General features: G+C 37.4%; 15 protein-coding genes. 6 read left to right on the plus strand and 9 right to left on the minus strand.

Annotated features, from left to right (window positions below):
• Positions 1-17: 17 nt before the first annotated feature.
• The 4 genes from D7004_RS10110 to D7004_RS10125 form a co-directional block, all read right to left on the minus strand.
• On the minus strand, positions 18-1,094 hold the full coding sequence (locus D7004_RS10110; protein WP_123205790.1) for a phytase: 1,077 nt from the start codon (positions 1,092-1,094) through the stop codon (positions 18-20).
• Between the two features lies 1 nt (position 1,095).
• Positions 1,096-2,358: a right-handed parallel beta-helix repeat-containing protein gene (locus tag D7004_RS10115; protein WP_123205748.1), complete on the minus strand. Its 1,263-nt coding sequence runs from the start codon at positions 2,356-2,358 to the stop codon at positions 1,096-1,098.
• A gap of 22 nt (positions 2,359-2,380) precedes the next feature.
• Positions 2,381-5,158: a TonB-dependent receptor gene (locus D7004_RS10120; protein ID WP_123205749.1), complete on the minus strand. Its 2,778-nt coding sequence runs from the start codon at positions 5,156-5,158 to the stop codon at positions 2,381-2,383.
• Positions 5,159-5,418: 260 nt separating this feature from the next.
• Complete coding sequence (locus tag D7004_RS10125; RefSeq protein ID WP_123205750.1) at positions 5,419-7,023, minus strand: tetratricopeptide repeat protein; 1,605 nt, start codon at positions 7,021-7,023, stop codon at positions 5,419-5,421.
• Positions 7,024-7,262: 239 nt separating this feature from the next.
• Between D7004_RS10125 and D7004_RS20490 the strand changes: the two genes are divergently transcribed.
• The 3 genes from D7004_RS20490 to D7004_RS10135 all read left to right on the plus strand — a co-directional run bounded on the left by D7004_RS20490 (position 7,263) and on the right by D7004_RS10135 (position 9,668).
• The gene (locus D7004_RS20490) at positions 7,263-7,496 is read left to right on the plus strand and encodes a hypothetical protein (RefSeq protein ID WP_148042781.1); all 234 of its coding nucleotides are present in this window, start codon (positions 7,263-7,265) and stop codon (positions 7,494-7,496) included.
• 101 nt (positions 7,497-7,597) lie between these two features.
• Positions 7,598-8,380, plus strand: coding sequence for a S1/P1 nuclease (locus D7004_RS10130; protein WP_123205751.1), 783 nt, complete (start codon positions 7,598-7,600; stop codon positions 8,378-8,380).
• Positions 8,381-8,387: 7 nt separating this feature from the next.
• Positions 8,388-9,668 carry an alkaline phosphatase family protein gene (locus D7004_RS10135; protein ID WP_123205752.1) on the plus strand — a complete coding sequence of 427 codons (1,281 nt, stop codon included), beginning with the start codon at positions 8,388-8,390 and terminating at the stop codon, positions 9,666-9,668.
• Positions 9,669-10,060: 392 nt separating this feature from the next.
• Here D7004_RS10135 and D7004_RS10140 read toward each other — a convergent pair whose 3' ends face one another.
• From D7004_RS10140 to D7004_RS10165, 5 genes are all read right to left on the minus strand, one after another.
• A complete protein-coding gene (locus tag D7004_RS10140; RefSeq protein WP_123205753.1) occupies positions 10,061-11,710 on the minus strand; it encodes a PepSY-associated TM helix domain-containing protein in 1,650 nt (549 codons plus the stop codon).
• Positions 11,711-11,993: 283 nt separating this feature from the next.
• The gene (locus D7004_RS10150) at positions 11,994-12,323 is read right to left on the minus strand and encodes a hypothetical protein (protein ID WP_148042782.1); all 330 of its coding nucleotides are present in this window, start codon (positions 12,321-12,323) and stop codon (positions 11,994-11,996) included.
• A 173-nt stretch (positions 12,324-12,496) separates the two neighbouring features.
• On the minus strand, positions 12,497-13,720 hold the full coding sequence (locus D7004_RS10155; RefSeq protein ID WP_123205756.1) for a DUF4374 domain-containing protein: 1,224 nt from the start codon (positions 13,718-13,720) through the stop codon (positions 12,497-12,499).
• A 28-nt stretch (positions 13,721-13,748) separates the two neighbouring features.
• Positions 13,749-16,103: a TonB-dependent receptor gene (locus D7004_RS10160; protein WP_123205757.1), complete on the minus strand. Its 2,355-nt coding sequence runs from the start codon at positions 16,101-16,103 to the stop codon at positions 13,749-13,751.
• Positions 16,104-16,751: 648 nt separating this feature from the next.
• Positions 16,752-17,234, minus strand: a complete 483-nt coding sequence (locus D7004_RS10165; RefSeq protein WP_167459467.1) for a YybH family protein — start codon at positions 17,232-17,234, stop codon at positions 16,752-16,754.
• A gap of 474 nt (positions 17,235-17,708) precedes the next feature.
• On the opposite strand from D7004_RS10165, the gene D7004_RS10170 reads away from it, so the two are divergent.
• The 3 genes from D7004_RS10170 to D7004_RS10180 all read left to right on the plus strand — a co-directional run bounded on the left by D7004_RS10170 (position 17,709) and on the right by D7004_RS10180 (position 20,278).
• Entirely contained in the window at positions 17,709-18,125 is a 417-nt protein-coding gene (locus tag D7004_RS10170; RefSeq protein ID WP_123205759.1) for a hypothetical protein, read from the plus strand.
• Positions 18,126-18,319: 194 nt separating this feature from the next.
• A complete protein-coding gene (locus tag D7004_RS10175) occupies positions 18,320-19,384 on the plus strand; it encodes a hypothetical protein (protein WP_123205760.1) in 1,065 nt (354 codons plus the stop codon).
• 180 nt (positions 19,385-19,564) lie between these two features.
• Positions 19,565-20,278 carry a class I SAM-dependent methyltransferase gene (locus D7004_RS10180; RefSeq protein ID WP_123205761.1) on the plus strand — a complete coding sequence of 238 codons (714 nt, stop codon included), beginning with the start codon at positions 19,565-19,567 and terminating at the stop codon, positions 20,276-20,278.
• The last annotated feature ends 86 nt before the right edge of the window (positions 20,279-20,364 follow it).

Raw genomic sequence — 20,364 nt, forward strand, 5'->3', positions numbered from 1 at the left:
TCTAACCATTTTAGCGATTATGGATTAATCGTTAAAGCTTTACCAGCAATATCTTCCCACCTATAAAAATGGAATGTTTTATCATCGCTCATTGCAACCAGTAATCCATGTTTAAAATCTGAATTTAGAGGTACTGATACTACATCAATTCCATCTGTTTGGTTGGCCGAGTATTTTATGGTGGTTAGTAATGGATGCAGATTTGAAGCCCCAACTTTACCTGTTCTGCTGTAAACTTTCAACTGTTTTGCGCCTTGATCCGAAACCAAAATATATCCATTATTTCCTGCGGTTTTATAGATTGCTATACCTTCATTATCAACTGTAAAGTCTCCCTGCCCAAATAAAGATAGTTCTTCGTTTCCCTTAGCTGGGTCTGCATAATATTTACGTACCCCGAACTGTTCATCGCAATAGTAAATATAACCAAGTTCATTATCTACAGCTATAGCTTCAATTTCTTTCTTACCGCTGTATTTCCCGAATTTTCTTACCAAATTGACTTTAATACTACCTTTACCATCATCGCTTAATTGATATTGCCATAGATAACCACCTTCTTTTGGACCCGATTTACGACCAACGATTGCGTAGATTTTTCCATCCGGAGCTGTATAAATCGATATCCCCATTAAATCTCTAAATTCTGCTTCAGTTTCTCCAACAAACACAGGAATACCACCATTATCTACAGGCTTCATATCTGGTAACGAATAAATTCGAAGTTTATGGGTATAGCGTTCTGTGGTTATCGCAATATCTGTTTTTTTTCCGCCTAGCATCAAACCATAAGCAACATCAACATTGTCTGGTCTTTGAAGACCTCTAACTGTTTTTGATGATATGATTTTTCCTTTGAGATCAAATACATATAAACCCCCTTTGACATCTTTATCGGTGCCAATCACTAAAGACTTTGCAGGATCTGCAGGGTTGATCCATATAGCCGGATCATCGGTATCGAAATCTACCGGATCAGAAACATATAGTGGTTTTACTGCTGTGGTGTCAGTTTTTTGCGCTATACCATTACAAGAAAAGCAAAGGCTTAAGATTAGAATTCCTGCAATGTTTATTAAATTTTTATTCTTCATATTAAATTTTAGTACCATAAGCTCCAACAAAAGTAGCTGGAGCAGGAGAAGTGTAAGTTATACCATTTTTCATCACAATGCCCATTGAGTGATGACGTGTAAAATTAGTAATGCCTTTGCCTAAAGCAGGAGAATTTCCCTGGAGATGAAAATCCCATGAGGTATTAAAATCAGCATTGCTCACGGCAGTATTTACAGGATAATTAACAAATTTAGGATCGTTAGCACCTGCAACTTTGCTTATTACATCGTTTTTTCCACCAATAACATCATTAGAGCCTGGCTGAAACTGGTTAACGGTAAGTTGGTCGTAGCCGTAATACCAGTTATTGCTATAAGTTGAGCGGCTATCTTCAGGTTTTTTGGGATCTCTTTTTACACCAAAACGGGTATTAGCGAATAGGTTATTGTATAAATCAGCACGAACGGTACTTTCCATCCAAACCGAACCACCTTTTGCTGTAGGTCTTCTCCAACCCGTATTTACCATCGTATTATTGTAGGCAATTATGTAGGCTTGCGGCGTTTTATCTCCCGTATTCGATAATTTTAGGGCATTGGTGTTTGTGCTGTAAATTAAATTGTAAGCAATATCTGCCAAACAACCCGATTTAAAATTCATCGCTTCGCCGCCGGTTACGCCTGTGGTGTAAAAAATGTTATTGGCAAAAATAATTTTACCACCTTCAATGTAGGTACAGTCTTCCTGAAGATTTCTAAAAATTGTATTTTGTACAACAAGTTTACCTTTTGCATTTGAAAACCATAGCGCCGGAAGATTTTCGCCAGCAACTGCTTTATAAAGACCCATCTTAACAGAAGTTGAAGCATCTGATGTAGTGGAGCCTGCGTATTCGATAATTGCATGGTCTAACACTAATTCTTCACAGGTTGGGCCAGCCAAAATACCACCCCACAATTTGCCGAATTTTTTTTGAGCCGTTTTGTAAAATTCATTTACGGTAAATTTAATTGGATTATTTGCAGTACCTAAAGCATATAAATTTCCCTTAACAATAATTTCTGGTTTTGCCACCGTATCCATCAACACCGTAACGCCCTCTTCAATGGTAAGTGTTTTTCCTTCAGGAATTATGATATCGCCTTTAATTACTTGTGTACTTCCTTTTGCCCAAACGCCTGAAACTTCTCCAATCGCAGAGCCTTCAACCACCGTAGTATCAACATCGATATTAGCTTTTTCGCATCCTGCGAGCACCATCAGCGCCAAAATTAGCAATTTGAAAATTTGATTCGCTTTCATATTTATCTTTTAAAATTCTTAATTAATTAAACTTATATCTCAAACCAATCAGATAATTCTGACCGTAATAATCACTTCTAACCAATGTCCGTCCATCTTCTACCAACTGCTCGTTGATTTTGCTGTTTTCCGGATTGGTACCTTTGATGAATAGTTTAGTTGGTGTATTTAAAATGTTATTCGCCTTTATAAAAACACTAATACCACCTTTAAATCTTTTTTCTGCTGAGGCATCCATCTGAATAAAACCCTCCTGCCATAAATCATTATTTAAGAATTGAGAAACCGTATTGATGCGAGGACCTGTGTAAGCACCTGCAACCTGGGCATCCCAGCCTTTTTTGGTATCCTTAAACAATAATGAAACGTTTGCAATGTGCTCCGACTGTCCATAAAGCGGGCGTTCCTGGTCAACAGAAACTGCTTGTATATCACCTGTTGCCGGATTAATCACTCTCGTAGTTTTTGGTGTAGTAATTCTGGAATGCGTGTAGGTATAATTCGCCTTAACTCCTATTTTGCTAAAATATTTAATGTAATCTACTTCTGCACCGTAATTATTCGCTGTACCAAAGTTTCCCGGCGTGTAGTAAATGTCTTGTCCTCGTGTAGCATCAGCCTGAAAAGTATATTCGATTGGGTCTATAATTCTCTTGTAAAATGCACCAACCAAAAGCTGCTCAGATGCGCCAGGAAAAAGCTCGTATCGCAAATCAAAGTTATCAGCAAGTGCACGCCTTAAATTAGGATTACCGCGTTCCTGAAACTCTTCATTAACCACCTTACCTGGAACAATCTCGTAAAAACCTGGACGATTAAGTGCCTTATAGTAGGATGCATGTAATTGCGATTTCTCGCTTAAAAAGTACTTTGCCACTAAGCTTGGCAATACATCAGTATATACTTGCTGCCCATTTGGAAATGTTTCTCCAGCAGGGAAGAGCAAATTATAACCTTGAATTGTATGCTCTACCCTTGCGCCACCAGTAACTTCTAGCTTAGCTGAGATGTATTTGAACATACCGTATCCAGCGGTAATTTTTTCTGATGCATCATAAGTTAATGCATTGGCGACAGCGCCAGTTGGGTTGCTCACAATCAAATTCAAATCGGTATAATTTTGATAATCTACACCATAAATTTTGCTCGCATCAGCGGCTGATGGCGCAAGGTTGTAGTTGTTAAAGAAACTGCTTCGCTGCTTATCGCGGTATAAACCACCAGCCATAACATCCAGTTTATTTTCACCTAAATTAAAACGGTAAGTAAGATCAAGGTATCCTGCTAAATCCTCATCTGTATTGCGTTCCCATCTGTGGGTAACCGGATTGGTATTTACCAGACTCAGGCGCCTGCTTTGAAAATTCTGCTCGATTCCATTTAAGCTGATACTGGTATTTTCCGGCACATCGTTTTTAGCAGATGAATATACCGCCGACCATTGCACTTTAAATTTTTCATCAAAAAATTTGTGGTCGCCATGCAAAGTACTGTTGTAAATTTGCTGCTCGGTTAACCTGCTACGGGTATTGTAAACCAATTCTGCATTTCCTAAAGTAGGATTATAAACCCCATTATAAGTTGTGGTTACCGCATCTCTAAGCTGCTCATTTTTTAAGTTTACATATACATTGTAAAGACTTAACTGATGATTTTTATTGAATATATAATCTACTTTTCCATGTAAGCCAGTACGTTGCTGTTGCTCTGAAAACTCCCTGTAGCTTTTGCTGGTGATAACTGAATAAGCATCCGTCCCATTTACAGCGGTGTTGTAAAAAGTACTGTTGCTACCGCGGTAAGTATTTTGATAACTGCCTGCCAGAACAACGCCAAGTTTATTATCTAAAAACCTTTGGCTTAGTGATAAACTGCCGATTAAATTTGGCGCAGGATTTTTATACTTATAATCTAATGTTCCTTTCGTGAAATCGTTTTGAGTTGCATTATAGCCTTTCCCATTTAATTCGTAAGGCGATTTATATTTGATATCAGATGAATTAAAACTCGCAAACTTTCTATCAATAAAAAGCTGACTATAACCAGAAGAAAGGCTAGCATCCAATTGAAATTTACCAGGTGCATTCTTCATTACCATGTTAATTCCCCCACCAATTGCATCACCCTCTAAATTTGGCGTAAGGGTTTTATAAACTTCTAGTCGATCCAATAAATCCGAAGGAAAAAGGTCTAGCGGAACGTAGCGATATTTATTATCAGGACTTGGTATTTTAACTCCATTCACCAGCGTATAGTTATAGCGTTTATCCATACCTCTAAGTATGGCATATTGTCCGTCGCCATTACTATTTCTTTCGATGGAAACACCAGAGATACGCTGCATCACGTTTGCCACGGTTAAATCAGGAGAAATCTCAATTGCCCTACCAGATACGATGTTCATGATTTGAGTAGCATTTTTTTCTAAGCGGCGAGCACCCTGATCGGTAGAACTTACCGCATTTGATTTAATGGTAACATCATCTAAACTTTTGGAATCACTTTCCATATAGAATTTCAGGTGTTCATTATCTTCCTTTTCTATGGTGAAGGTTTTAGTGATGGTTTTGTAAGTAATATAACTTACACTAATTTTTGCTGAACCAGTTGAAACTCCCTTGAACTCAAAAGTGCCATCCAGTCCGGTATTGGTTACTCGTTTGGGGTTTTCCAGTATTACTGTTGCACCTACAATAGCCTCTCCGGTTTGCTTATCGTAAACGTGACCTTTTATTTTTGTAGCATTTGCTGTGCCTGCAACAAAAATAAGAAAAAACAGAATTTGTAAAAGTTTATTCATTTGTTTGGTATTGTCTTTTTATTATCGACTGAACAAAGGTGTAAACACGAAATCACAGCTGGAAATTTTAAGGGTTACATAAAGGCAACATCGTTACCAGTACCATATACATAAAAGCAACACAAAAATATAATACATTGATTTTCAATTATTTAAAACATAATAAAAACTCCGTTATGCTTTTATTACCGTTACATTAACAAATTGTTAAGTTGAATAAACCTTTGAAAAAAGTAATTTTAGCAGGCTGAATGTAACGCTTAAAGCGATTGGATAAATGCTGATAAATTTTCGCCTTGAGCCAAATTTAGCTTCTTTCTAAGCCGATATCGGGATACCCTTAAGCTATCGGTTGATATGCCCAACAAGGTTGCAATGTCTGTAGAATCCAGATTCATTTTGAGCAGGGCTATCAAGCGCATATCTGCAGATGTAAGTTCGTTGCTAAATTTTTTCAGCTGTTCTAAAAACTGGTGGTGAACCTGCTCAAAGGCCAGCGTAAATTCTTTCCAGTTTCGCTCATGGTTAAAGCTTTGGTTAATCTCTGCAAGAATCAGATTCATTTGTTTTTTCTGATCACGCTTATCGTCTTTTACCATCAATTGAAGCGTATTTCGAAGGTTTTCGAGAAACTGATTGTTCTTAATCAAGTTTAAAGTATGGGTAGAAAGCTCGCGGGTTTTAACTTCCAATTGTTGCTTTAGATTTTGCTCCTCTAATTGCAGGTTTTTTAACTCTAAACTGGTCAAATCGTGTTCAATTTCTTTATGTTTGGCCAGCATTCGCTGGTCTTTTAGCTTCAGGCGCTGCCGACTAAAAATGGCGAATCCTAAAACAACAGTTAACAAAACAACTATTGTAGCTGAAAAGGCAATAATTCGATTAACTTTCTTATCATTTTGCAAACGTGTAATCTCATTTGATTTTTTGTTGATGTCATAAAGCACTTGCAAAAAAGCCACTTGTTTGGCCCCATCTTCGGAGTATAAATCTATTGTGTATGAATAACCTAATTTCACATAATGGTAAGCGCTGTCCATTTGGTTAAGGAGTTCGTATGCTTTACCTAAGTCTCTACAGCAGGAAGCTAATTGATACATGTTACCAAGTTTTTTGGCAAGTTTCATTGCACTTTGCGTTTCGGCTATACTTTCTGTGTACTTACCTGTTTTGCGCAAAATATCGCCTAGATTATTAATTACCTCAATACTACCGAGTTCGTTGTGCGATTTTTGATACAAGTTGAGTGAGTTTTTAAACTGCTCGGCGGCGAGGTCATATTTCTCCAAATCTTCAAAAATGCTTCCTAAATTTTCGTGAATTTTTGCTCTGCCGCTGATATCGTTTGTTTTTGCATTTACTTTTAAAGCGAGGTTTTGGTAGTAAAATGCACTATCGTATTTTTGGCGCTTTTCGTAAAGCTGCCCGATATGACCATAGACTGTTGCCTGTCCCTTTAGTTCATTTTGCTTTTTGTAAATGTTGAGTGCAAGCAAATAATTCTTCATTGCCTTATTTGGCTGTTTGATGTAATAATAAAGCACCCCAATATCGCAAAGGTTTGCGGCAAGAGAGAGGGGTTTATCGTTCGTACTAAAAATCTTGTCTGCTTTTAAAAAAAAATCAAGCGCTTGCCTAAAATGTCCTTGATGATAGCATACTTTACCCATTTGCTGCAGACAATTACCTTCCATAACCGCATCGCCATTTTCTACTGCCTTTGCATAAATTTTCTTTAACTCAACAAGAGATTCTATTGGCGTTTTTTGTTGCTGCCCAGAAAAAGTTTGCAAATTTTCAACCTGAGCATTTAATTTCTGAGATATTATGGAAAAGAAAAAGACTAACGGAATGAATTTTAGCATGTTGAATACTTTTTATAGCAAAGTAAACCCTTGTAGGTTAAGTTAATGTTAAGACATGAAAGAAATTGAGCTACGTTTTCATCTCTTAAAGATTATTATTCTACAATAAACAAAGCTCGTAACAAGGTTAATACGGTTGTCAAAACGTATGTTGACATATCCTTAACATAAACTTAAACATAAAGGAAGAACTTTGACTTCCAATTATTTAAAGAAATTAATATTCAAAAAAATTAGATATGACACCGATTATTACTTGTCTTCTATTTATTTTTTCTGTCGGCACGAGAAAAGCACAGTTCTTAATAGTGACTTTGTTAAGAACAATCGAAGAGCAAGAAAACACAATTTTACGTGTTACCAATCGGGCAGCACACATCCCTTCGGAAACATCTTACGTAACTACATCAAATGAATACTGGCGTTTCACCATCGAACATATGGGTTCAAATAGCCTTAAACAATTGAAGTAAGCAACGTAGGTTTGGATGCAAAAACTATTAAAAATTTAAATATTCCTTTCAAGGAAACAGATACTGCGGAGGTCTTATCTCCCCTGCTTTAATTCTCAACGATGTTAAAAAAAATTATTATCCCTGTTCTAAGCCTTTCATTTGCCGTTCTATTGATGTCATGGGGCGTAGTTGGTCACCGTGCTATTGGTAAAATTGCCCAAAATCATTTAAGCAAAAGGGCAAGTGCGGCTGTAAAAGACCTTTTAGGAAGTGAAAACCTGGCCATGGTTAGTACCTATCCTGATGAAATCAGATCTTATAAACAATTTGCATACACTGCACCGTGGCATTATGTAAATCTTCCTGAAGGATTAAGCTACGAAGATTTTACCATGCAACTAAAAACCATGGATAAACCAAATATTTATAAAGCAATTATCAATTGTATTGCAGATTTGAAGGATCCATCAAAACCCAAGCAGGATAAGATATTTGCGCTTAAATTTCTGGTCCATTTGGTTGGCGATATCCATCAACCCATGCACACCGGACATTCTGAAGATTCTGGGGGTAATGGAATTAAAATTAAACTCATGCGTAAAGAAGGAAACCTGCACGGACTTTGGGATAGCGGATTGATTGATTATGCTGGCATGAGCTATAATGAGCTTGCAACAGATTGCGATATCATCAATAAAAAAAAAACCCGAAATTGGCAAAAAGATGAACTGTCGAAATGGGCTTTTGAATCTTATCAAATTACTGCACAGCTTTACGCTGAAGCTGCCCAAAACCCTGAATTTGATTATGATTATTACCCTCAACACTCAGAGATAATAAAGAAAAGACTCGCACAAGCAGGTTTAAGATTAGCAGCAGTTCTAAACGAAATATACAAGTAACCGAATAATGATAAAATTTAAATTACAAACCACAGGCTTTATTTTTCTATGGATGCTTGTTGGCACATTAACGGCAAGTGCGCAATCGGACACAGCACAACATACCTCACAAAGAAAAAACTCACTTGAACAACAGAAAAAACCATACGTAATTCTTATATCTGCAGATGGCTTTCGTTGGGATTATGCAAAGAAATATCAAGCAAACCATTTACTGGATATGGGTAGAAATGGAGTTAAAGCGGCTTCGATGATTCCATCTTTTCCTTCTGTTACCTTTCCAAATCACTATAGCCTGGTTACCGGCTTATATCCTTCACATCACGGCCTTGTTAACAACAGCTTTTTAGATGAAAAAATAAATGAAAGGTATTCAATGAGTGCTAAAAACAAAGTTAAAGATGGGAAATGGTATGGAGGAACGCCATTATGGGTGCTTGCAGAACAGCAGCAAATGATTGCAGCCAGTATGTTCTGGGTTGGTTCGGAAGCGGAAATAAAAGGTCTTCATCCGAGTTACTATTATGATTACAATGAAAAAATCCCGGTTGCTCAGCGCATTGCCAAAGTAAAAGAGTGGTTAATGATGCCGGAGGAGAAAAGACCACACCTGATTACTTTTTATCTTTCGGAGCCAGATCATGCCGGTCATAGCTTTGGACCAAACTCCGAGCAAGCCGAACATGCAGTAAAGGAAGTGGACAGCATCATTTTTGAATTAACAAAAGTGGTTCAATCTACAAAACTGCCAGTCAATTACATTTTCGTTTCCGATCATGGTATGACAGCAGTTGATAGAGAAAACCCCATAGCGACACCAAAAGCAATAGATACAGCAAAGTATATCATTGCCTCTTCTGGAACGATGATGGATATTCATGCTAAAAATAAAGCAGATATAAATTCTTTATACGAACAACTAAAACGGGAAGAAAAGGATTATAAAGCTTATCTGAAAAGTGAAATGCCAGAACATTTTCATTACGGTGCCAGTGATGACCGGATGAATAGAATTGGAGATATATTGCTTATCCCCACCTGGCCAAAAGTTTTTTCCAGCAGAAAGCCGGGCGCAGGATATCATGGCTTTGACCCTAGCATTGTTAAGGATATGCATGCAACTTTTATTGCCTGGGGACCTGCATTTAAAAATAACCTTGAAATTCCTTCATTTGAAAATGTAAACATTTATCCACTCGTTGCCAACATTCTAGGCTTAACATATCAGGAGCAGATAGACGGAAAACCCGAAGTTCTTCAATCGATTTTAAAAACAACTGACAATTAGAAAATTGTAATTAGCAGCATTTACGAAACTAATCAGCGATACAGGCTATTTCGGATAAAACCGCAGTCAGCTGAACCTATTTTGGCGAAATTAATGAGCTGATAATACTTAAAAATTGCTACAACGAGGATGAATTGATTGAGTTTTCTACAATATCTCTTTTTAACTCGAGTTCGATTATTAAACTCAAAGAATTTGCAGTTTTAATGCCGTATTGCTTGCACGACACGTCTTGCTGAATTTATTTCAGCATCTTTCCTGCAAAAAAGACCATGAAATAAATTTAGGGTGACGTTAATAAATAAAAGCAGCTTATTAATGACGTGAACGATAATTAATAATCGAACTCAGGGTTTAGTCAAGCTATGTGGAGTTTCCAGAACAAAGATGCCTTATGATGATATTGATTTTTTTAGATTATTATGCTGCCTCATTTTTACCAAGATAATAAATGACAGTATTGATAAGATTAAAAATAATACATCTATGAACAAGATATCAAATCTACCATCGCTGAAAGTATTCCAAAACCAATTGTTACGTTTTAATCCATCAGTCAAAGGCAATAGGAAACATAAAATTCCGGAAAGCACTAAAGTTTGGTGATTGGTAATCGTCAAATTCTTTCTGGCAATAAAATAGATTGATAATACCAACCATGAATAAAAATAGATGTGATAAATATCCGCTTGATTAGGCTTGTCTATAAACAGCAAGCCTATCATTGTTAAAGCCGTAACGGGCAACATACTTAAGCAAGAAGCCAGAAATATGTTGGCTGTCCAAAAGTTAAACACTCGCTTGTGGTGCGGTACATTCTTTTTATCCCTGGCAACAAGCCAAATAAGTATGCCAGAAATTATCACCAGGCAACCCATAATACCCAACACAAAAAATATAACCCGTAGTGGTTTTCCACCAAAATCGCCGAAATGCAAATGATAAATCAAACTTTTCACCTTATCAATATAAGTTGACCCTTTTTCAGGAGATATTTCTTTGATAATTTTGTGATCGCGAACGCGGTAAACCATTTTTCCTGTTCCGGAAAAGCTTTCGGTAGCATGAGGTTTTGCAGTTAAGATGACGTGCATGTTCTCATCACCATAATTTTTAATGGTAACATTACTAATCCGGCTATTTGGCCATTTCTTGTTTGTTTTGACGATAAGTTCGTTCAAACCAAATGTGGTTTTTAGGGGGTTGTAGGAGTAAGCATATTTTGTGGTATCACTGTATTCCAAATCATGGTATAATGCGGCACTATCACCCTTATATAAATATTTTGTATAAGGAGCTATCAAAAAAGTATTGGCAATAAGCACCACCCCGGTTACCGCAAAAACAAGCTGAAAAGGAAATCCTATCACCCCGATTGCGGTATGCAAATCGGTCCAAAGCGTTTTCCACTTTGCCCATGGCCTGAAGGTAAAGAAATTGGAAGAGATTTTTTCCCAATGCAGCATAAGCCCAGTAATGAGTGCAAAAACGAAAATAAACGAAACAATGCCTGCCAGTAAGTAACCGAATGGTGCACCCAAACGGATGGGAACCGCGTTGAGCTGGGCAAGAAAATGTAATCGGTATAAAAATTCCCCCATATCATAGGCTTCCTGATAATCACCAGCCTTTTGCTGCGAGAAATTATAGATGAAGTACATAGAATCATCATCGCCACCTCTGCCCCGCCCGCGACGTTTTTTAGTTTCACCTGCTGCTTGGGGTTTAACTTTCTTTTTCAGCGTGGTGTCGTTCGATGCCGTTACAGATACGTAAGCACCGATATCATTGCGCTGGATAAAAAAATCGAAATCTCTTCCTTTTAAGTTATTTTTTTTACCTAGCGAATCAATCACGTAATCAAAATCTCTTGAAATGGTTTTGCGGGCTTTAACATAAGATGTATTTTTCTGCCATGCACTTAGCTCCTCCTTAAAAAAGGAAAAAGAACCTGCAAAAAATATCACATATAAAAGGGCACATATGATAATTCCACTTATGGTATGGGTATGGAAGTATATGTTGTATTTTCTATTATCCATTTTAAACGAAAGTATATATAGCTGAAAAAACCAATGTAAGTAGAAGATAAATTGCGAAAACCTTCCCAATATTTTTGACCAGAAAAGCCATTAGTAAAAGTATGGCCCAGAGGATGTAACCCGTGATGAAAGAAGTCACTACCACTTCCTTCTGTGGGAGAATTTTGCAGATTAGTAAATGAAAGGAGAACATAACGGTGTAGCCGCCTATCGTGCCTACCAAAATTTTGGCTAACCGTAGCCACGGCGATTTGGTGAGATGCTTTTTGTTTGCCGGCATAAATTATATGAAAATTTCTAATAGTAAAATAGAGAAATACAGCACCGCAACTACTTTTATCCTTAAATACTGAAAGGGCTGAAGCACTACAATTAAACTTCCTGCAGCCATCAAACCAAAGATTACTGAGGCTATACCGCTAGCGAGGCCAAGGTTAAATATAAATGATGCGGTTGCAATTAGGAATAAAACAGCCCCGGAAATGCGAAAGAGCAAAGCATTGGCAACGATATGCTGTATATAAACCGGTGGATGCGTCAACTTTATTTGCCCGGATGTGAGGTACCAGCATTCAAAAGAAATCAACAGCAATAAAAACGTAGTGGTTATCATAAAAATTGGGATCAGTTTGCACGAATGCAGGATCAATAATTCTTTTTAATGGAAAGGCGGGTGAAGAAAATCAGTCAATCTATAGCGAATACCAAAAGATGTTAAATGTATGATCAAGGTCAGCAATCATTTGTCGAAACTTTCCACAAATGATTGCTGTATTTATTCTCTAATTAATTTACACGTTGAATGGCTGTTATCAACCCGCCTTCTACTTTTAAGCCTCTTGTGGCCGTATTATTAGATGCATCCACTTTATAAACCCATGTTGTTCCATCCGTTAAGTTAACACCGATATAACCCGTTTTACCATCTCTTGGAGAATAATTGGTATGTGTCATACTCGCAATGTTAGCCGCCTCAGGAAAACCACTTACCGGGCTTACCGTTTTGTTAACAACATCTACAATCGCTAATCTTTTTCCGGCAGTATAAGCTCCACGAGTTGCCTTAGGCTCCATGTTCGCCACAAATTTATTTTGACCTACATATAGCCAGTTGGTGATTACGTTATTTCCTGATGCAGCTTCAACATCCATCAAATAAGACAAATCAAATTCTGACGTTCCAGATTTGATCCTTGTAATGGATGAAGGCTTGGTTGAGGTGAGCACACCACCTTTCACAGCTACAGAAGATGAGAAAGCATAAACATCACCATTTTCCACTACTTCAAGTCCATCAGTAAAATACCTGCCAATAAAACTGGTTCTGGTATCTTTTATCGTTTTTTCATACTGCATAGACGGATAAGTGTAAACTGCAATACCGGCCTGATTTGGATAGTCTGTTTCAAAAGTACGACCAGTGATAGAAAAGAAAGGTGCATATACTTTATTACCTACTTGTTTAATCCAGCTGAAGTGCGCAATTTCCCCATTTCCTGATGGCGCTACTGCATCAAGGGTACCCTCAGCCGTTTGCGCATTGGTTTCCGAATTAACGATGTACCAGTTGGCTAGTGTTGCACCGGTTGCAGCAAACGCTCTGGGTACTCTAACCATTAATATATCTTTGTTTACTGGTGCAAATGCCTGTACAGTTGCCGCTGTAAAGTCGTTTAGCTTATTTAATTTACCAGATTTAATATCATAAACCGTTACTGCACCAGGGTTACCCTGACCGTAAAGCATACTAAAAAATTTATTTCCTAAAGTAACATAATACCGGTATGTACCATCTTGTTCTACACCATTGCCTACGATGGAGACAGTACCCTGATCCAAATTTGCAGCCGTTAAAAGATAGTCGGCTACGCCAGTTGAAGCTACCGGTGTTACCGCAAGAACATAATTTCCGGGATTTTCAGCAACGGGTTCTCCAACATTTTTTTTACATGAGCTGAATGCTGCTGTTAGTGCCAGCGCAACTAGCGCCTTAGTAATTGTTGATTTCATATTAATTTTTATTGATGTTTTATGAAGACTATTTTGTTTTATTAATGAAGTATCGAAGATTCAAGTAAAAACCGCGACCAGGTTTTTGCAGGCTAAAGTTGTCGAACAATGGCTTGTTGGTTATATTTTTAGCTTCCAGAGAGATGTTATAACGACCATTTTTCATGCTATACACGAAATTAAAATCATGGGCAAGTTGCATCGGAATCACCTTTTTATCATCTGTTGTACTTCTTCCGCCTAGGCTTGGCCAGTACAGCCAGAAAGCATGCACATACAGTAAATTATAGCCGATTGTTAGATTGTTCCCTTTTTTACCAACATCCCTGAACGAAGCGCTTACATCAGCATTCCCAAACAGATACGGAATATTTGGCATCTGATCCAGATAGACCGGACTAACGCCATTATAACCTGGCTCAAACTGCTGAAGATTTTGCAAGAATTGATATGTAATTGTGGTACCTGCCGACAACCAGTTTTTATAAGAATATCTGATGTCTGCGTCTGCACCAAGTGTTCTTACGCCTTCTCTATTATCTGCGATTGTTTTGGTTTGGTTATTATTAAAGCGGTTATAAATAAAATCTGCAGAGTAGCGGTATACGCCATTTGCCGTAACCGAAAAGCGATTAATTTCATTGATTTGAAAGTTATACACCACACCCAGATTCAGATTATCACTTCTTTCTGGTTTCAATGCCGGGTTGGCTTCCTGATTCTCTAAATCACCAAATATTTCTGTCGCTTCCGGCATCCTGTTGGTCAGCTCGTAAGAAGATCTCACCTGCAGATTTGGATTGATAAAATAAGCAAGGGCCAAACCATATCCTAACTTGCTGGTAGAAGATGCGATATTTCTACTTCCAATGATATTGTTCTGGTAAATGTATTTTCCAAAAAGATTGGTACTCCACTTATTATCTACGTCATAGCTATACCCAAATCCAAGCACATTTTTATTTACCTTTTTTGCAGGGTCAAGCGCATTGTTGGCAGGAAACAGGATATTATCGGTTTTCCGGTTGAAGGTAGAAAACACATTGTTGACCGCTACAGAATGGTGTTCTGCTAATTGATAACTGACCATTGCTGTTGCCAAACCATTATTGTTCGAAAACTTTGAAAGCTGTCCCCCCTCACGTTCGCCCATTGTAGCTTTAGGATCGCGAATACCGTCCCAGTCATAATCAGCATAAGCTGTGTCGATAGTCTTTTCATAACCTAGGTTATAATTAGCGTTTAAGGTAACATCCAATCCTTTGAGCAAGTTGGTTTTCTTGTATTTTAGAGATGGCATGATGATCGTTCCTCGTCTGTGCAGCTGTCCAAAAACAGCATCCGGACGGGCACCAGTCTGGATTTCTTTGTAATTTTTACCCAGCGTAATACCCAAGAGTAAATTATCGGCAAATGATTTACCCACTACACCTACATTAGCAATTAATGTTTCATTATGATAGGTATCATTAAACCGCCTCAAAGAGGTTGCGGTAGTTCCCTGCACATTAGCAAGTAAGCGCTGTGGCAGTTCTGTTTTATAATTGTTATCAGAATAATTTTGAAAAGCATTTAACTGAACGGTAAAGCCGCTTTTTGAAGTGGCTGCAGCATTAATCACAGAACGGTGTGTATTGAAACTGCCGAAGGAATAGGAAGCATCAACATAGTTTCTGTTTTTATTACCCGTTACAATATTTACCGCACCACCCAAAGCATCAGAACCCAACCACATGGGCACCACACCCTTGTAAACTTCTACACGTTCGGCGAGATTAATTGGGATGTTGTTGATCTGGAAGGATGATCCGAAGTTATCCATTGGGATGCCATCGATAAAATATTTAATATGATTTCCTGAAAACCCATTAAGGGATACATTGAAACTTGATCCAACCCCACCGGTTTCACGAACCCTAACCCCAGCTACGCGGTCAAGTGCCCCGGAAATATCCAATGTGGTATTGTACAATTTTGCGGCATCAATTGCGGTTACATTAAAGGCCTGCCTGTTCACTTCCTGCGCTTTCGTACGACCGACAACATTTACGGTTTCCATCTGGGCTGCATGCTCTGCTATCAAAAAGCTTATTTTTGTTTCGTTCCCTGTAGTTAAAGTTATTTCTCTTTTTTGCGTGGCGAATCCTATTGCACTAATAACTATACTATACTTTCCAGGTGTGATGTTTACGATTCGAAATGTTCCACTGGCATCACTTACCGAGCCATAAGCAGTTTTGGAAATTTTAATGGTAGCGCCCGGAAGAATCTCTCCTGTAGTTGTTTTTACTGTTCCAGAAAGTATGGAACTGAGATTTTGGGCATAAGTGAAAATTACATTGGCACATAGCATTGCCGTTAGCAAAATTTTCTTAATTTGCATGACTTTTAATAGCGATTAAAGGTGAACTGGATTTTCCGGTTAGCCACATGGGTCCGAACCATGTGGCATTTTTTTTACAGCGCAAATATATGATTTTTATTTAGACTGAATACAAATAGAGAAAAGAATTATTGGAAAATAAGAAATTAACTAGCTAATAATCGTTTAAAGTGCTTTCTTAAAAACATTTTCATTCTGTAGTTAAAAAACTGGTTTGGTTTTGCTGGCAAAAATTCCTAGATTTCTGAAATTGGCGAGTAAATTTAAAACTCCGGGATGCAGATAAAAAATAGTGGTATTAAAGAAATTCGCGTAACCACTGTTTGCAGAAATAGACCTTTACTTTATAAGGAAATCCAATCTTGAAAAACCATTGTCATACCTAAGTATTCTCCTGCAGGCTATATAACAGAAAACAAAACAATCAAATACATCCACAAATGAAGTATCTACTATTTCTTAGTATCTTCATACAAATCAAAATATATCTTCAAAAAGTAGAAATCTTACTGGTAGGCGTTCCTTATAACTATGGGGAATATGTTTAAGCAGGACTTTTTAGCTATAAAGCAAAAATAAAAAAGTGTGAACGACCTGCTTTCTTCGGCGAATTTTTGAGCAAGGGGGATGAAGAGAATATTATGGACATTATTTTATATTTTTTTCCAGCTTGGCATTTTGACCGGCCAGGATTTTCCATAATCCATCACGCTTTACAAGTAAGATCAGCCTGCGGAATTCAAAAGTTTGACCTGGAAACCTTTCATCTCCATCCAAACCGGTTCGCACATGAGCGATTGCGAAATCGGATTGCGGATAGGTAATATCTTCTATGGAGCGGGTATAGTATCGAGTGTTTTTAAAGTACGTACTATGAACCTGCTGATAATGGAATTGGATATCAGCTCTACCTTTATAATAGGCACCAAACCAGTTTACCCAGGTGGCGTCCAAGGTATAGTTATCTGCCAACCCTTTGGCATCATGTCGATTCCAGGCTTGTTCATAATTTTCTATAAGCAGCTTTATCGCCATATTTTCTTTGGCAGTATCTATTTGCTGGCTGTAAGCTTTAAGGCCATACAAACAGCATAAAAACATAATTATTAACCTAAAATTAATGATTTTCATACCTACTGAAATTATGTTGTGAAATTTATATGTACGATTCCTTGATGTTATTTTGCCAAATATCTTTATAAGCATAAAATTGGTCGACATCCACGACCAGCATCAAACCTAAAACTCCGGATAATGTGGCAAGCCTATCTTCTATCTTACGCTAACACAGGTATTATAAATGTATATAAATCTATTAACATAGGCCCTGTCTGAAGTGAACATTATGAGAAATGATGTAACCCAATACACAACATACTATTTAACCCTAAGCACCTAACTCAAAGAAATATGGTGGTTAATAATAATTCGATTATTAAGATTTTAGAATCTAATGCATTCTTTTTTTTGCATAATCGAAATGTTAATTGCGGGCTATCAATCTTCTATATAGTTTAAATAAATTAATTTAATAGATGATCTAAATAGAAATATTTAGGTGTAGCGTTTTTCGCGAATTAAACGTTTAAGAAAGAAAAACTCCAAATGAAAAACTTTTACTTTTTATGTATCGCATTACTTGTTATAACATCAGGCTGTAAGAAAAAATCTGGTATCGATGCCGTTACAGAAACTCAAGATTTTACCATTAATACGCCCCGGAATGTTGGTTCAGCTACATTTACCATTACTGCAATTGAAGATAGTCGTTGTCCAATTAATGCCTTCTGTACGATAGCCGGAAAAGCAGTTGTTTTACTAACTGTTAAATCTGGATTACAAACCAAAAATATAAGCCTTTGCATCGGTTTCGATTGCAAAACTGCAGGCATTAGCGATAATGCAAAATTTAAATTAGGCGATATAAATCATACTATAAAATTGATAGATGTGATTCCAAATAATAATCTAACTAATGCCAATGTACCTAAAAATGTAAAATTGGAGATTACCAGGAACTAACGCTCGATTGTATCTCGCTAGTTGCATGTTTTTTGTCGCACACAATTAATGACACAAATTCCGAGAGCTACGCATCTGTTAGGTAACCCGTAAGCAAAAACTAAGTTTACAATACTTACTTACACATTCAAAACAAAAAATATCATAAAACCAAATCCATTTACAACTGTTTATCATAAATCGAAAGTAATTTTATGAGGAAATATTTATATATCGCATCACTATTTACAATAATAATTTTTTTATTTTCAGGATGTAAGAAAAGACAAAAGGACGAAATTATAGATCCTGCTACATCTGCCTTTGATATTTATGTAGCCGGAAGAGAAGGCAACATAGCTAAATATTGGAAAAACGGCACCTCTGTTAACCTTGGGAGTGGAAGCGGTTCATCGGATGCAAGGGCTATGGTGATTTCTGGAAGTGATGTTCATCTTGTTGGTTATGAAATTAATGCATCTGGAAAATATATAGCTAAATATTGGAAAAACGGCACAGCTACTTCCCTAACAGATGGAACAAAGGATGCATTTGCAAATGATATTTTTATTCAGGGAAACGATATATATATCGCCGGACAGGAAATTGCATCAGGCACATCCACCTACCAAGCTAAATACTGGAAAAACGGAATTCCTTTAACTTTAACAGAGAATATACAGCAGGCCATCGCATCAGGCATTGTTGTTTCAGGAAATGATGTATACGTAATTGGCGAGCGCCGAAATTTGGACTGGCTTAACCCAATTACTTGCTATTGGAAGAACGGGCAATTATTTGACTTATCCGATAGAACTAGAACAGCCGTTGACCAGGCGATCACAATATCAGGTAGTGATGTATATATGGCATGGTCTGAAACGTACAACAGTTCAGGTCAATCACAAACCCGCTACAGCAAAAACGCAGAAACACCTATTCTTATTAATGATGGTACACCCGATATTAGAGGAAATTCCATTGCAGTTTCGGGAAATGATGTTTACATCGCCGGCTTTGGGGCTAGTAGCCTAAATAGTGCAATTACGGCAAAATACTGGAAAAACGGAACACCCGTAATTTTATCTAATGGCCCAGAAAGCGCTTTTGGACAATCAATAGCAATTTCGGGTACTGATGTTTATGTAGCAGGTTACAGGGATGGAAATTCAAACGTACAATCGAACGTTGCGCAGTATTGGAAAAATGGCACCGTGGTCTCTTTAACCAATGGATCTCAATCTGCACTCCTTAATAAGATTATTGTAGTCAAAAAATAAGCATACCGAGTTTGGATGTACTTAGTAAAAGCAAAAAAAGAATAAGAAAAAGCCAAAAGAAATATCAGGCAAATAATTGTTGTATTAAGTTTCTAGCTTAATATTCTATTCAATGTTTTTAGAAACAACTATTTTAAACTTTTGTGCGCTAATTCCGTTCCTCCTGTAAACTATATCGCAATGAAAATATCACACCTTTTACTTCCCTTTGGTTTTTTGATATCGCTACATACGGCATTTGCCCAAGAACAATCAACTTACACTTTCAAAAAGCCTTCTGCCAATGGTACTGGTAAGGTTTATATGGGTAGAGAGATTGCCTACGTAATGAGTTTTGAAGGAGTAGAATGGTTAGAACGCAACAGCCGAACACAGGAAGAAAACACCACTTTAGCTTTAGCTTCCCTACCGATTAAGAGCAATAGTGTAGTTGCCGATATTGGTGCGGGATCAGGATTTTACACTTTTCGGGTTGCCAAGCGAATTCCAAAAGGAAAAGTCTATGCCGTTGAGATTCAGGATGAAGCCATTGCCTATCTTAAGAAAAAAACACTTGAAGACCTATTACCTAATGTTGAAGTAATCAAGGGTACGGAAAAATCACCTAATTTACCGGATAACTCCATCGATTTGGCATTTATGGTAGATGTTTACCACGAATTACAGTACCCTGCGGCCTATTTGGCCGCATTAAGGAAAGCACTTAAACCCAATGGCCAGCTGCTTTTACTTGAATACAAAGAGGAAGACCCCACAGTAGCCATCAAACCTGAACATAAAATGAGTGTAAAACAAGCGAAAAAAGAACTTGGGGCCAATGGTTTTAAGCTGGTAAAAAACGGCACCTTTTTACCGCTGCAACATTTTCTGCTTTTTGAGAAAACAGGCACTTAAATCCAGTTGATTTTAATTTGAAATATTCCAGTGTAGCAAATAGTCTGGAAACTTTCCATAGGCTATCACTCATCTGGTTTGATCAG

Source organism: Pedobacter jejuensis, assembly GCF_003725795.1.
GTDB lineage: Bacteria > Bacteroidota > Bacteroidia > Sphingobacteriales > Sphingobacteriaceae > Pedobacter > Pedobacter jejuensis.